Annotated in this window: 10 protein-coding genes; 7 read left to right on the top strand and 3 right to left on the bottom strand. The window is 65.4% G+C overall.

Annotated features, from left to right (window positions below; genetic code table 11):
- Window positions 1-3: 3 nt before the first annotated feature.
- Genes BHE01S_RS06725 through BHE01S_RS06710 form a run of 4 tightly spaced genes read left to right on the top strand, consistent with a single transcriptional unit; the run spans window position 4 to window position 5,051 of the window.
- A complete protein-coding gene (locus BHE01S_RS06725) occupies window positions 4-1,149 on the top strand; it encodes a glycosyltransferase (protein WP_042261864.1) in 1,146 nt (381 codons plus the stop codon).
- A gap of 2 nt (window positions 1,150-1,151) precedes the next feature.
- Window positions 1,152-2,645, top strand: a complete 1,494-nt coding sequence (locus tag BHE01S_RS06720) for a glucose-6-phosphate isomerase (RefSeq protein ID WP_157025170.1) — start codon at window positions 1,152-1,154, stop codon at window positions 2,643-2,645.
- Complete coding sequence (locus tag BHE01S_RS06715; RefSeq protein WP_042261863.1) at window positions 2,642-3,862, top strand: glycosyltransferase family 4 protein; 1,221 nt, start codon at window positions 2,642-2,644, stop codon at window positions 3,860-3,862. Before BHE01S_RS06720 ends, BHE01S_RS06715 begins: the two co-directional genes overlap by 4 nt.
- A 31-nt stretch (window positions 3,863-3,893) precedes the next feature.
- Window positions 3,894-5,051, top strand: a complete 1,158-nt coding sequence (locus BHE01S_RS06710) for a glycosyltransferase family 4 protein (protein WP_042261861.1) — start codon at window positions 3,894-3,896, stop codon at window positions 5,049-5,051.
- Between the two features lie 82 nt (window positions 5,052-5,133).
- On the opposite strand, the gene BHE01S_RS06705 is transcribed toward BHE01S_RS06710, so the two are convergent.
- From BHE01S_RS06705 to BHE01S_RS06695, 3 genes are read right to left on the bottom strand one after another with little or no spacing between them, the layout of a single operon-like run.
- Window positions 5,134-6,090: a GDP-mannose 4,6-dehydratase gene (locus BHE01S_RS06705; protein WP_042261860.1), complete on the bottom strand. Its 957-nt coding sequence runs from the start codon at window positions 6,088-6,090 to the stop codon at window positions 5,134-5,136.
- Window positions 6,077-7,120 (bottom strand): GDP-mannose 4,6-dehydratase, encoded by a 1,044-nt coding sequence (gene gmd, locus BHE01S_RS06700; RefSeq protein ID WP_042261858.1) that lies wholly within the window; start codon window positions 7,118-7,120, stop codon window positions 6,077-6,079. Before gmd ends, BHE01S_RS06705 begins: the two co-directional genes overlap by 14 nt.
- A gap of 37 nt (window positions 7,121-7,157) precedes the next feature.
- Window positions 7,158-8,252 carry an acyltransferase family protein gene (locus BHE01S_RS06695; protein ID WP_042261857.1) on the bottom strand — a complete coding sequence of 365 codons (1,095 nt, stop codon included), beginning with the start codon at window positions 8,250-8,252 and terminating at the stop codon, window positions 7,158-7,160.
- A gap of 398 nt (window positions 8,253-8,650) precedes the next feature.
- Between BHE01S_RS06695 and BHE01S_RS06690 the strand changes: the two genes are divergently transcribed.
- Genes BHE01S_RS06690 through BHE01S_RS06680 form a run of 3 tightly spaced genes read left to right on the top strand, consistent with a single transcriptional unit; the run spans window position 8,651 to window position 14,808 of the window.
- Window positions 8,651-10,828 (top strand): NHL repeat-containing protein, encoded by a 2,178-nt coding sequence (locus BHE01S_RS06690; protein ID WP_042262136.1) that lies wholly within the window; start codon window positions 8,651-8,653, stop codon window positions 10,826-10,828.
- A 30-nt stretch (window positions 10,829-10,858) separates the two neighbouring features.
- Window positions 10,859-12,325 carry a flippase gene (locus BHE01S_RS06685; RefSeq protein ID WP_042261855.1) on the top strand — a complete coding sequence of 489 codons (1,467 nt, stop codon included), beginning with the start codon at window positions 10,859-10,861 and terminating at the stop codon, window positions 12,323-12,325.
- A complete protein-coding gene (locus BHE01S_RS06680) occupies window positions 12,322-14,808 on the top strand; it encodes a glycosyltransferase family 4 protein (RefSeq protein WP_042261853.1) in 2,487 nt (828 codons plus the stop codon). The genes BHE01S_RS06685 and BHE01S_RS06680 overlap by 4 nt, the downstream gene beginning before the upstream one ends.
- Window positions 14,809-14,908 lie beyond the last annotated feature (100 nt).

Below are 14,908 nucleotides of genomic sequence, written 5' to 3'. Positions count from 1 at the left end.
CGAATGAGCGGTACGCAAGTCCACGTCCACCTTTTCTATGGCGCCGATCCGCGCCGCTATCGCAAAGGCGAGAACATCGGCAGCCTGTATGGCTACCATCACGCGGAATCTGCGGAATTCGCCCTCAATTACGCGCAGGACGCGAGCGAGAGCACGCCCATGCGCTTCATGCGGCGCGCGCTGAAGGCCGCGTGCGGCTTCGACTTCATTCATGCCTGGCGCAACCGCCGCGCCATTTTGCAGTCCGACGTCATCTGGACGCACACCGAGCAGGAGCATCTGGCCGTGGCGCTGGTGCTGCTGATGAACGCGAAGAAGGGCGGTGCGCGCCCGCTGCTGCTCGCGCAAAGCGTGTGGCTGCTCGACCGCTGGCCGGGCTATGGCGCGCTGCGCCGCGCGCTCTACAAGCGGCTTCTCGCGCGTGCCGACCTGCTCACCACGCTCGCGAGCGAAAACGCCGCGCTGTGCGGCGAGTACTTTGGGCGCGAGGCGCGCCACGTGCTCTATGGGCTCAATACCGGCGATTTTCCGCTGCGTCCGCCCGCGGAATGGACGCCGCACACGCCGGTACGCGTGGCCGCGATCGGCAACGACCGCGACCGCGACTGGACCACGCTCGTCAGCGCGCTCGGCAACGATTCGCGCTACCAGGTGCGCATCGCCACACGCCGGCGCATGCCGGCATCGGCTCGCGCGGACAACGTCGACATCGTGCGCGTTTCCGGCATCAAGCAACAGCACGCGCTGTATGACTGGGCGGACCTTGTCGTCGTGCCGCTGCGGCCCAACACGCACGCTTCGGGCATCACGGTGATGCTGGAAGCCGCGGCGCTCGGCAAGCCGATGATCGCGACGAAAGTCGGCGCGCTCGAAGACTACTTCGACGACAAGGCCGCCTCGTATGTCGAGCCGTTCAACGCCGAACAGCTGCGCGACGCCGCGCATGCGCTCGTGGCCGACCCGGCGCGCGCGCTCGCTCAGGCGCGCGAAGCCTGCGAGCAGTTGCGCACGCGCGATCTCACGACGCAGCACTTCGCCCGGCAGCACGCCCAGCTCACGCGCGAGATGCTGCACGAGCGCGACGCGCGCAACGGCGAGTCGATCGCGAGCGAACCCCAGGGCCGGGGCGTTGCCGCGCGCGGGATGTGAGCATGGATGTCACGACCGCTATCCCCGCACCCGCACCCGCGCCGGCAAGCCCGCAAGGCAGCCGCCGCCGCGGCCTGCGTAGCCTGTTCGGCCGCGATACGCTGCCGCCGCTCGCCTTGTGGGTATTCACGGCGCTCTTGATCGGTGCGCACCAGGGCACGGTGCTCACGCTCGCGTTCCCCGTATTTTCGATCGCGGTGGGCTTTTGGCTCTACTTCGTGAACCCGGTGCGCTATATCGGCTTCATGTGGTGGCTGTGGTTTCTGAGCCCCGAAGTGCGGCGCCTCGCCGACTACGGCAAGGGCGGCTTCACGCCCACCAGCCTCATTCAGGTCGCGCCGCTCGCCGTCACGATGATCAGCGGCATTTCGCTGCTGCGCTACTACCCGATCCTCGGGCAGCGGCGCGGGCTGCCGCTCCTGCTCGCGCTGCTCGGCATCGGTTATGCGTTCGTGGTGGGCGTGGTGGGAAGCGGCCCGGCCGCGGCGGTCTATGACCTTGCCAACTGGATTTATCCGTTCCTGATCGGTTTTCACATCATGGTGCTCACGCGCCAGTATCCCGAGTGCAGCAAGACCATCATCAACACCTTTATCTACGGCATGCTCGTGATGGGCGCGTACGGTCTCGTGCAGTTCTTCATCATGCCGCCGTGGGATGCGATGTGGATGATCGGCTCGGACATGAACTCGCAGGGCGACCCCGTGCCGCTCGGCGTGCGTGTGTTCAGCACGATGAACTCGTCGGGCCCGTTCGCGTTCGCGATGATGGGCGCGATGGTGTTCGTGATGGCCGCCAAACATCGTGTGCGCTGGATCGCGGCGGCGTTCGGGTTCTTCTCGTTCGCGCTCTCGCTCGTGCGCTCCACCTGGGGCGGCTGGGCGATCGCCATGGTGATCCAGTTGATGAAGTCGAGCAACAAGGTGCGCATTCGCATCATCATCAGCGCGGTCGTGCTGGCGGGCGTGTGCGTGCCGCTGCTCACCTTCGGTCCTGTGGCGGACCGTATGCAGCAGCGCCTGAATACGCTCGTGAACCTGAAGGACGACCAAAGCTACGAGGCGCGTAACCAGTTCTATGCCGACTTCGCGAAAAAGGCCTTCACGGACGTGACGGGCGAGGGACTCGGCGCCACCGGCGCATCGACCAAGCTCTCCAGCAGTAACGGCCAGCTCGGCCAGTACGGCAGCTTCGACAGCGGCGTGATGAACATCCCGTTCGTGCTGGGCTGGCCCGGCACGCTGCTCTACATGTCGGGCGTGCTGTGGCTGCTCGTGCGGGCAGTGCGCGTGTCGTTTCGTCTGTCCGACGACCGCTACGTTTGCGCCTGCCTGAGCCTCGCGGTCTCGATCTTCGCCATGCTCGTGTTCACCAACTCGCTCGTGGGCACCGGCGGCCTGCTGCTCTTTTCGAGCGTGTTTTCCATTCTCAGCGCGGGACATTGGACGAAGCTCCAACGCCAGGCCAATGTCCGTACCACGGAGGTCTTCGATTGAGAGTCGCAATCGTCACGCATGTCGTGCGTCACAACGACGGCCAGGGCCGCGTCAATCATGAAATCGCGCGCGCAGCGCTCGACGAGGGGCTCGAGGTGACGCTGGTCGCCTCGCATGTCGCGCCCGAATTGCTCGCCCATCCCAAGGTGAAATGGGTGCGCGTGCAGCCCTCGCGCGCATGGCCCACCAACCTGCTGCGCCAGCAGGTGTTCGCGCTGAAGAGCGCGTTATGGCTGCGCCGCCACCGGCGCGAGTACGATGTGCTCCATGTGAACGGCTTCATCACCTGGGCGCACGCCGACGTCAACACCGCGCACTTCGTGCACGGCGGCTGGGCGCGTAGCCAGTATTACCCGTTCGGTCTCACGCGCGGCGTATGGTCCGCATACCAGTTCGTCTACACGCGCGTCAATGCGGTGCTGGAGCGCTGGGCATACCGGCGCTCGCGCGTGATCGCCGCAGTCTCCCGGAAGGTCGCGGACGAAATCCGCGCGTCGGGCGGCAACCCCGTGGAGCGTCTCGACGTGATCTACAACGGCGTGGACACGCGCGGCTTCTCGGGCGCGAGCGCCGACCGCGAGAAGTTTTCGCTGCCCGCCGAGGCGTTCCTGCTGCTCTTCGTGGGTGACCTGCGTACGCCGCGCAAGAACCTTGGCACGGTGCTGCATGCGCTCAAGCAGATGCCCGGCAACGTGCATCTGGCTGTGGCCGGCTACCTGCCGGGCAGCCCGTATCCCGATCTCGCACGCGAACTGGGCATCGAGTCTCGCGTGCATTTCCTTGGCCTCGTGCGCGAGATGCCGACGCTCATGCGCTCCGTCGATACCTATGTATTTCCTTCGCGCTACGAAGCAATGAGCCTTTCGCTGCTCGAAGCGATGGCGGCCGGCCTGCCCGTCGTGACGGCGCGCACCGCGGGCGGTGCGGAAATCATCACGCCCGAGTGCGGCATCGTGCTCGAAGACCCCGACGACGTGCCCGCGCTCGCCAATGCCGTGAAAACGCTCGCTGCCGACACGCCGCGCCGCCTCGCGATGGGCGAGGCCGCGGCGGAGCTTGCCACGCAGTTTGGCTGGGCGCGCATGGCCGCTCAGTACATCGCGCTTTACCGCCAACTGGCCGGCGACGCGAGCGAGGCCGTGCGCCGCGAAGAATCCGCGTTCGCTGCCGCGACGCTGCCGGGCGGTCAACCGCTCCCGCGCGCAGAAACCCCCTGATAACCGCTTACGTGCAGAATAAGGACACGCGATGACCACACACTCCATTCAGTCTCTGCAGATCGGCATGCACTGGTTTCCCGAGCGCGCAGGCGGTCTCGACCGCATGTATTACTCGCTCGTCGGCGCGCTGCCCGGCGCGGGCGTGCGCGTGCGCGGCGTCGTGGCCGGCTCGCCCAGGGTGGCCCAGGACAGCGGCGGCGCGATCCACGGCTTCGGCTCCGCTTCGCGCTCGCTGCCGTTTCGCCTCATGGATGCGCGCCGCGCGCTGCGCAGCGAGATCCGCCGCCACCGTCCCGACGTGATCTCCTCGCACTTCGCGCTATACACGTTCCCCGGCCTCGACGTTACGCGCGGTATTCCGCAGGTCTCGCACTTTCAGGGGCCGTGGGCCGACGAAAGCTTGGTGGAAGGCGCGGCGACGCTGAGCCAGCGTATCAAGCACTCGCTGGAGCAGTCGGTGTATGAGCGCTCTTCGCGGCTCATCGTGCTGTCGAAGGCGTTTGGCGATATCCTCACGCGCCGCTACGGCATTTCGCCCGAGCGCGTGCGCATCGTGCCGGGCTGCGTGGATACGGCGCATTTCGACCCGGCCTGCACGACGGCGGAAGCGCGCCTGAAGCTCCAGTTGCCGCAAGGCCGCCCGATCATCCTGGCCGTGCGCCGCCTCGTGCGCCGCATGGGCCTCGAAGATCTGATCGATGCGATCAAGGTGGTCAAGCAGCGCCACCCGGACGTGCTCCTGCTGATCGCGGGGCGAGGCCGTCTGGAATCCGAACTTCAGCAGCGCATCGACGAAGGAGGGCTGGCCGACAACGTGAAGCTGCTCGGTTTCGTGCCCGACGCGCATCTGCCCTCGCTCTATCGCGCGGCCACGCTGAGCGTGGTGCCGACGGTTGCGCTGGAGGGCTTCGGCCTGATTACAGTGGAATCGCTTTCCGCCGGCACGCCGGTTCTGGTGACGCCGGTGGGCGGTCTGCCGGAGGCGGTGGCGGGTCTGTCGCAAGATCTCGTGCTGCCGAGCACGGGTGCGGACGCAATCGCCGATGGCATTGACGGCGCGCTCTCGGGCCGCATCAAGCTGCCGGATGAGGAGGCGTGCAAGGCGTATGCGCGCGAGCACTTCGATAACGCCGTGATCGCAAGGCGCGTGGCCGCGGTTTACGCGCAAGCCATCGCCGCTCACTGACGCGGGTCGTCAAACCAAAAGAAGGCCGCCGCTCGGGAGAGCGGCGGTTGTTCGATAGAAGAGAACGGCGGCAAGCGGCCCGCTATTGCGTTTCAAGCACGCGTTCGCGGGCTTCTTCATACATCCAGCGCAACGTTTCTTCGAGGTGCTTGCGCGAGCTGTCGCCGACGATGGAGCGCAGCTTCGCGTTCGATCCGATCAGCTGACGCACTTCATTGGCGCGCACGAAGCGCGGATCGACGTGCACCTCGATCTCGTAGCCGGCAATGCGCGCAAGCATGCCGAGCAGCGCGCCAAGCGTCTGGCCGCTGCCCGAGCAGACGTTGACGGTCGTGCCGCGCGGCGCGACTTCAATCAGCCGCGCATAGGCGTTCACCACGTCGCGCACATCGGAGAAGTCGCGGGCCACGTGGAGGTTGCCGAGCGAAATCTGCTTTTCGCCGCGTGCGTAGTGCTCGACGATCTTCGGGATCAGGAAGTCCGGCGCCTGGCCCACGCCCGTGTAGTTGAACGGACGCGCGATGATGATCGGCAATTGCGCCTGGAAGCGCTTCGCGACGTATTCCATCGCGAGCTTGCTGACCGCGTAGTCGTTGGCGGGTTGGGGCTCGACGTGCTCGTCGATCACGCCGTTCGTGGCATTGCCATAGACATTCGCGCTGCTCGCCAGCAGCACCGCGCGCGGCACATGCTTCTGGCGCGCGAGTGCTTCGAGCAGATTGCGCGTGCCGACCACGTTCACGACGTAGGTGCGCGCGACGTCGCTGTCGGCCACGTGGGCGACCGCGGCGAGATGCACGACCACGTCGGGCTGCACGGATTCGAGCGCGTGGGTGATGGCTGCGCGGTCGAGCAAGTCGGCTTCGATCGCCGTGGCGCCGAACGGGAAGGCTTCCGCGTTCAGCGATTCGCCGGCCCGCACGGTGCCCCACACACGGTAGCCGTCCGCCGCGAGGCGGGCGGCCATATAGCGGCCCGTAAAGCCGCCGATGCCCGTGACGAGCGCGCGCGCACGGCTAGCGGGATCAGAATGTGTCATGGCGTTCGTTGCGCGCAAGGTCCGCCGCGACCATCATCTGGCAGAGCTGCTCGAGCGACGTCTGCGGCTTCCAGCCGAGTTTTTCCTGCGCTTTGGCCGGGTCGCCGATGAGCAGATCGACTTCGGCGGGGCGGTAGTAGCGCGGGCTCACACGCACGAGCGTGCGGCCCGTGGCGACGCAAATACCGGTTTCGCGCTCGCCCGTGCCGGACCATTCGAGCTGGATGCCTGCCGCCGTGAAGGCCATTTTCACGAAGTCGCGCACGGTTTCGGTGCGGCCCGTGGCGAGCACGTAAGTGTCGGGCTCGTCGGCCTGCAGCATGCGCCACATGCCTTCGACATATTCGGAGGCGTAGCCCCAGTCGCGCTTGGCGTCGAGATTGCCGAGTTCGAGCAGGTTGAGCTTGCCGAGCTTGATCTTGGCGACGCTGTCGGTGATCTTGCGCGTGACGAACTCGCGTCCGCGCAGCGGCGACTCGTGATTGAAGAGAATGCCGCTCGTCGCGAAGATGTCGTAGGACTCGCGGTAGTTGACGGTGGACCAGTGTGCGAACAGCTTGGCCACGCCATAGGGGCTGCGCGGATAGAACGGCGTGTCCTCGCATTGCGGAATCGCCTGAACCTTGCCGAACATTTCGGAGGTCGAAGCCTGATAGAAGCGCGCTTGCGGATTCACCACGCGAATCGCTTCGAGCATGTTCAGCACGCCGATGCCGGTGACTTCGGCGGTCGTGGCGGGCTGGTCGAACGACACGCCCACGAAGCTCTGGGCCGCGAGGTTGTAGACCTCCTGCGCTTGCGCACGTTCGACGAGACGCAGGGTCGAGCCCGCGTCCGTGAGATCGTGTTCGACGAGTTCGAGCGACGGATGGTCGAGGATCCCCAGCTCGTTCATGCGCCAGAAGTTGACGGAGCTGGTGCGGCGATACGTGCCGGTGACGTTGTAGCCCTTGTCGAGCAGCAAGCGCGTGAGGTAGGCGCCGTCCTGGCCGGAAACACCGGTGATGATCGCTTTGCGACGTTCGTTCATGTGATGTGCCTTTGAAGTATCGAACGGGATTCGGGAATTACGATTGCGGGCTCGACTGGCTCACGCGCGCGGTGAGGTCGACCGGCTCGACTGTGGAGCGGCGGCGCGGACCGCGCGTGAGGCGGCGCTCGAAGAGGAACCAGCTCGCGCTTGCATAAGCGAGCGTGAGAACGAGCGCAATGGCGGCGCTCTCGATGCGGCCGTAGTGGAGCGGCCACACGGCATAGAGAATCGTGAGGTGAATGAGATAGATCGTGTAGCTGATCGTGCCGATATACACGAGCACCGGGTTGGACAGCAGGCGCCGCACGATGCCTTTCGACTGCAGCGCGAACACGACGATGGACGTGCAGAGCACGAGTGAAACGCTGTAGAGCATCGCGTTCGAAAGCGGCGTGTTCATGCCGCGAAAGCGCGGGTAGTGCAGGTGCAGCCAGGCCAGCACGCCGAGCGCCGCGAAAAAAAGCACGGCGGCGGGCCACTTGAAGGGCTCGAGCGCATTGCGGTCGCGGCGCACGAGCACGGCGAGCAGCGCGCCGGCGGCCAGCAGGTCCATGCGGAACGGCGTGAGGTAGTAGATCGGCCAGTACGAGTCGAACCACGGCGTCGCGACGGCGCGCAGCACCGGCACGAGCAGGATGAGCGCGGCGGCCACCACGGCCATGAGCCGCTGCGGCAGGAGCAGCACGACGAAGGGCCAGACGATGTAGAACTGCTCTTCTACGGCGAGCGACCAGAGGATGTTGAGGCTGTCGTGCCCGCTCTGGCCGAGTGCGTCGCCGATATTGGTGGCGAAGAACGCGTACCACGGCCAGTAGTGCGCCCAGCCGAAGCCGAACAGCAGCGACGAAACGATGAGCAGCAGCACGTAAGGCGGCAGGATACGGCGCACCCGGCGCGCATAGAAGTAGCTGAAATACGATTGCCCGCGCGCCTTGCGCTCGAGCAGGATGCCGGTGATGAGAAAGCCGCTCAGCACGAAGAACAGGTCGACGCCCATCCACAGCGGCGCGCGCAACGCATGCTGCGCGAACACGGCGAGCACGGCGAAAGCACGCAGACCGTCCAGCTGGACGATGCGGTGGGAATGGTCGGCGGGGCCTTGTTGACTGACTGGGCGGCTAACGGTCATCGGTTCTCCGGTGGATTCATGCATGCGCAATGACTTCGCGGTTCATTCTAGAAAGAATTAAATGTTCAAAAATCCGAAATATATCGATTATGAATTTTTGAATTTACATGCCGGAATTTGCGCGATATGAAATCCGCATGATAATCCGGGAATCAGGTTTCTTCCGCTGCACAAGGCCAGCAGGCTTCGCATCCGGGTTCTGGAATATATTTCCGTTTCACCTGGAAAAGGGTCATAAATACTGAATTTTTTTGAATTATTTTCCCTTTTTTGGGGGCGATTTTTCACACGGTTTGTACGGCATGATCCTGGCAGATTGCCGTCACCAGACCGGAGGAATTGCCTTGCCGTTATCGAATCCCGATCGCCGCTTGCGCAGGACATTGGCACTGGCCGCGATGTGCACGTTTATCTGCACGTCGTCGGTTCAGACCATCGCCGCGCCGCAACTCAATGTGACGACCTCGTGGATCGGCAATAGCTTTGGCAACGGCCAGGGTACGTGGATGCAGATCAATGTCACGGCCATCGCCGTCACGCCCGAAGGCAAGGTGTTCACCAACGCGCCGTGGGACGAGAGCGGTGCCGAGATCAGCGCATACCAGGATGGCAAGCCGCTTGGCTTCGCCGGCGGCACGCATGGCTGGGGGGGGGCCGGCGGCAACGCCGTGGCCGTGAATCATCGCTATCTGTATGCGGCGGTCGGCGTGGGCAACGAGAAGGGGCATCTCGTCGGCAGCGGCATCTGGCCTGCGAAGGGCAGTCAGTGGTACGGCATCACGCGCCGGCCGCTCGACGAGCCCAAACGCGCCGCCGCGTTTCAGGCTTCGCCCGAGCCGCTCAATCCGCATGCGCAGCTTTCCGCGTCGTTCCTGAAGATCAACGAAGTGCCCGCCGGTACGCATGCCGACATTGGCGGGCTCGCAGCGACGGACTCGACGCTCTATGTGAGCAACACGCCGATGAACCGCATCGAGGTGTACGACGCGAACTCGATGCAGCGCAAGACGCAATGGGATGTGCAGGCGCCGGGCCGTATCGCGCTCGCAGCCGACGGGTCGGTGTGGGTGCTGACGGGCGCCGAAGCGGGCAAGGGCGGCGCGCACGCGCACGTCGAGCACTACTCGGCAGACGGCAGGCGCCTCGACGATACGCTCGCGCTGCCCGACGATTCGGTGCCGGTGGATCTCGCGTTCGATCCGCAGCAACGCCTGCTGATCGCCGACAACGGACCGCGCCAGCAGATCCTCATTTTCACGCGCAACGGCAAGACTTGGACACGGAGCGCCACGCTCGGCGAGCGCGGCGGCATTTTCTCGGGCGTCGCGGGGCGGCCGGGTCCGGGCCGCTTCAACGGCCTCACGGGCGTTGGCACCGATGCGCGCGGGAACATCTACGTTTCGACCAATGGTGTCGGGCCGCAGCGCGAGGACAGCATCGGCGCGGGTCTTGGCGCGACACTGGAAGCCTATACGCCCGAGGGCAAGCGCCTGTGGAACCTGGAAGGCCTGCTGTTCGTGGATGGCGCGTGGATGGACCCGCAGCGCCCCAATAGCGTCTATACAGGCAACAAGCGCTTCGAACTCGACTTGTCGAAGCCGCCGGGGCAGGACTGGAAATATGTCGGATTCCTGTCCAATCGTTTCCGCTATCCCGACGATCCGGTCTTTCACACCGACCAGTGGCCGGGCCTGCCTACCGCGCGCGCGCTGAACGGGCACACGTTCCTGTTCCTCACCGACATGTACGCGGACCACCTGAAAATCTACCGCTTCGACGCGCAGCGCGACGGCGAGACCGCGATTCCGTCGGGCTTCATCGCGGGCCGTGGCCGCGGGGTGCAGAACGTGCCGAACGCGCCTGAGGTACCGGCGGCCGGCGACTGGATCTGGCGCGATGCAAACGGCAACGGCGCCTTCGACGCCGACGAATTCACGCGCAATCCGGGCCGCGACCATCTGGCCGGCGGCTGGGGGTGGTGGATCGACACGCGCGGCGACATCTGGCGCGCGCGCGACGACAAGGGCATCTGGCGCTTCCGCTTTGGCGGGCTCGACGCGAAGGGCAACCCGATCTACTCGTACGACAAGCTCGACAAGTACGCGATTCCCGCGCCGTTCACCGAGGTGCATCGCGCGATCTACGAGCCGCAAACCGACACGCTCTACGTAACGGGCTATACGGCCGATGCGCCGCACGAACCCGGCTTCTGGAAGGAAGCGGGGCGCGTGCTGGTGCGCTACGACAAGTGGTCGAGCGGCCACCCCGCGCAGCACTACATGCTGCGCCTGCCGTGGGACCCGAAAGCCAGGCCGCCTGTCACGCCCGCGGGGCTCACGGTGGAAGGCCAGTACGTGTTCGTGGTCGAGCCCGCGGGCAACGTCCACGTGTACGACAAGGACAGCGCGAAGGAGATCGGCACCTTCGGCCCGGGTGCGGAGGTGGGCAACACCTCGGGCTGGGTCGACGTGCCGTTCGGGATCACCGCGCATCGCGAAGCGAACGGCGAATACCTCGTGTTCGTCGAGGAAGACGCGCGCGGCAAGGTGCTCATGTACCGCTGGAAACCGGCCTGACCCGCTACGGGCCACGCAACTGGATACCCAATGGATAAAGGAATACTGCGCAACGTCGCCATCAATCTGTTCGGTCTCGTGCTGCCGACCTTCGTGTCGCTCGTCACGGTGCCTTCGTATATCCGCCTGCTCGGCGTGGAGCGCTACGGCGTGATCGCGCTCGTCTGGACCCTGATCGGCTACTTCAGCGTGCTCGATCTAGGCATGAGCATGGCCGCGCAGAACCAGATCTCGAAGGCATATGCGTCGAAAGACGCCGACGCCTGCGAGCGCGTGTTCTGGAGCGCGTTCTGGCTGAACTTCACGACCGGCGCGATTGGCGGCCTGCTGATCTATTCGGGCGGCGCGCTCTATACCGCGTACTTCACGCACGTCACGCCCGAATTGCGGCGCGAAGTCTATCTCGCGCTGCCGTGGCTTGCCGTGGCGATTCCGGTGGCGAACGTCTCGTGGGTGTTCGCGGGTGCGATCAACGGCGCGGAGCGCTTCGGCATCTACAACACGAATCAGACGCTCGGCACGTTCCTGTTCCAGCTGCTGCCGCTCGCCGCCGCCTGGGCGTACAAGCCGGATCTGCAGACCGTGCTGGCCGCCGCCGTGTTCGCGCGTCTCGCGGCCGGCATCCTGCTCGGCCGCTCGGCGCTGCGCGTGCTCGGTATTCGCAAGGTGCGCGGACCGCGCCTCGATACCTCGAAGGCGCTCTTCAATTTCGGCGGCTGGATGCTGGTCGCAAGCATCACGACGATGGTCGCGGATTCGCTCGACCGCATGATGCTGGGCGCGGGCCTCGGTGCGCGCTTCGTCACGTACTACACCGTGCCGCAGAACCTCGTCACACGCCTGAACATGGTGCCCAACGCGCTCGTGCGCACGCTGTTTCCGCGCCTCTCGGCGCTCGGTCGCGAGCACGCCGATGAAATCGCCGCGCAGTCGCTGCAGTTTCTCAATGCCGTGTTCACGCCCATTGCCATCGGCGCGATCGTGGTGCTGCAGCCCTTCCTGCATGCGTGGGTCGGGCCCGTGATCGCCGGACATGGCGCGCCGGTCGGGCGCGTGCTGATCGTCGCCGTGTGGCTCGTGGGGCAGGCGGGCGTCACGCGCATTCTCATCCAGTCGCAGAACAATCCTGCCGCCGCCGCGCGCGTCGGGCTCGTGGAGCTGCCGCTCTTTGCCGGTCTGCTGTGGCTCGGCATTTCGCGCTTCGGCTTGCCGGGCGCGGCCGCCGCCGTGCTGTTTCGCTCCCTGTTCGACTACGTCGTGCTGCTGTGGCTTTCGCGCATTCATAGCCGCACGATCATCGTCGATATGTCTGCACACCTGAGCTTTCTCGCCGCTGCGCTCGCTCTTGCGTGGTGGCTGCCGGACGCGCTGTACGCAATCGGCGCCGGTGTCGTGCTCGCGCTCGCCAACGTGGTGTGGTCCGTTACGACCACGCCGATGCTGCGCGGCTACGCCCGTTCCCTTCTCTTTCGACTGAATTCACGGAAAAGCGCATGAGTCACGAACTGATCGACGAAGCGGCGCCGTCCGAAAGCGCCGCCGTGCCCATTCAACGGCGCGACGCCATCAAACCGGGACGCCCCGAAACGGGCGCCGTGATGCCGCTGCGGCCATCGCGGCCGGCCCATGGCGCAGGCCGTGCGCCGCGCGTGGCCGTCGTGCACGACTGGCTCGTGACCTATGCGGGCGCGGAGCGCGTGCTCGAGCAGATCCTTGCCTGCTTTCCGGATGCGGACCTGTTCTCGGTCGTCGACTTCGTCGATGCGAAGGACCGCACGTTCCTGCGCGGCAAGCGCGCCACGACCTCGTTCATCCAGAAGCTGCCGGGCGCGCGCAAGCGTTATCGCGCGTACCTGCCGTTCATGCCGCTCGCCATCGAGCAGCTCGACGTGTCGGGCTACGACGTGGTGATTTCGAGCAGCCACGCGGTGGCCAAGGGCGTGCTCACGGGACCGGACCAGTTCCATATCAGCTACGTGCATTCGCCGATCCGCTATGCGTGGGACCTCCAGCACCAGTACCTGCAGGAGTCGAGCCTCACGCGCGGGCCGAAGTCGATGCTCGCGCGCCTGATCCTGCACTACATCCGCAACTGGGACGTGCGCACGGCGAATTCGGTGGACCAGTTCGTCGCCAACTCGGCGTTCATCGCCCGACGCATTCAGAAGGTATATCAGCGCCAGGCGGAGGTGGTCTATCCGCCCGTGGATGTCGATGCGTTCGAGCTGGAAACCACGAAAGAAGACTTCTATTTGACCGCCTCGCGGCTCGTGCCGTACAAGAAGATCGACTTGATCGTCGAGGCGTTCGCACGCATGCCCGAGCGGCGCCTCGTGGTGATCGGCGACGGCCCAGACATGAACAAGGTACGCGCGAAGGCGACGCCCAACGTGGAAGTGCTGGGCTATCAGCCGTTCGCGGTACTGCACGACCGCATGAGGCGCGCCAAGGCGTTCGTGTTCGCTGCGGAAGAAGACTTCGGCATTTCGGTGGTCGAGGCGCAGGCTTGCGGCACACCGGTGATTGCCTTTGGCAAGGGCGGCGCACTCGAAACGGTGCGTGACACCGGTTCGCGCCCGACGGGCCTGTTCTTCGACGAGCAAACCGCGGACGCGATCATCGAGGCCGTCGAATCGTTCGAAGGCGATCCTGGCCGATTCCGCGCTGAGGATTGCCGCGCGAACGCCGAGCGCTTTTCTTCGCGGCATTTCCGCGAGCAATTTTTCGCGCGTGTGGCGACGGCGGTGCCGGCGATTGCGCAGGCGGGCTCGGCACACGGCGCGGCGCCGTTCGAGATCGAAGCCGACGCAACGCAAGCGCCGCGCGTGCTCGCCATCGACCAGAGCGGCGTGCTGGGCGGCGCCGAGCTGTCGCTGCTGGAAGTGGTGAAGGGATTGCGCTCGCGTATCGATGTGCTGCTTTTCAACGACGGCCCTTTCAGGGAGGCGCTCGACCAAGCCGGCGCGCGCGTGGAGGTACTCGATTCGGGCGCTTTGAGCAACGTGCGCCGCGATGGCGGCACGGCACCGCGACTGGGCGTGCTAGCGGGCATTGCCGCGCTCGTGCGCGAGACGCGCCGCCGCGCGCGCGAGGCCGACGTGCTTTACGCCAACACGCAGCGTGCGATGGTGATCGGCGTACTGGCGGGCAAGCTCGCGCGCAAGCCGGTGGTCTGGCATTTGCGCGACATCGTGAGCGACGCGCATTTCGGCCGTGTGCAGCGCGCCGTGATCAAGGGTTGCGCGAAGCTGGGACTCGCGCATGTGATCGCCAATTCGCATGCATCGGCGAAGGTGTTCGCGCAGCTCACTCATTTCGACACGAAGCGCATCGACGTGGTGCACAACGGCGTGGATGAAGCGCCGTTCCGCGCGCTTGCGCGTGTGCCGCAGGCGCAATTGCGCGCGCAGATCGGGTTGCCCGGGGACGCATTCCTCGTGGGTGCGTTTAGCCGGCTCGCGCGCTGGAAAGGCCAGCATGTGCTGCTTGAAGCGTTGCTCGACGAGCCGCGGGCGCATGCGGTGTTTGTGGGGGCGCCGCTGTTTGGCGAAGATGCCTATGCTGCTGAGTTGCGTGCGTTTGTCGAAGCGAACGGGTTGCGGGAGCGGGTGCATTTTCTGGGCTTCCGGCATGACATTGCGGCTTGCATGCGTGCTGTCGACGTGATCGCGCATACGTCGATTACGCCTGAGCCGTTTGGGCGTGTGGTCGTTGAGGGGATGCTGGCGCAGCGGCCCGTGGTTGCCTCGCGCGATGGCGGTGTGACGGAGATCGTCGAGCACGGCAACAGCGGGCTGCTCTGCACGCCGGGTGATGCGAAGGAGCTGGCGGCTACGATCGCCAGGTTGCACGATGATGCGGCTCTGCGCGAGGGGCTTGCTGTGCAAGGGCTTGCTACTGCACGGGAGCGGTTTGGGAAGCAGCAGTATGTCGAGGCGGTCGAGCGTGTGCTCGATGGTGTCGTTGCACGTGGAAAGTAAGCCGGTTTTTGTTTGTCGTGGTTTCTTGGCGCTTTGGCCTTTTCTTGTTTTCGCGTCCCGACGCGAAAACAAGGAAAGGCCAAAACAGCAAGGAGTGGCG

Source organism: Paraburkholderia heleia NBRC 101817 (genome assembly GCF_000739775.1).
Classification (GTDB): Bacteria; Pseudomonadota; Gammaproteobacteria; order Burkholderiales; family Burkholderiaceae; genus Paraburkholderia; species Paraburkholderia heleia.
The sequence above is the reverse complement of the archived record's forward strand: the minus strand, read 5'-3'. Positions and strand labels throughout refer to the sequence as shown.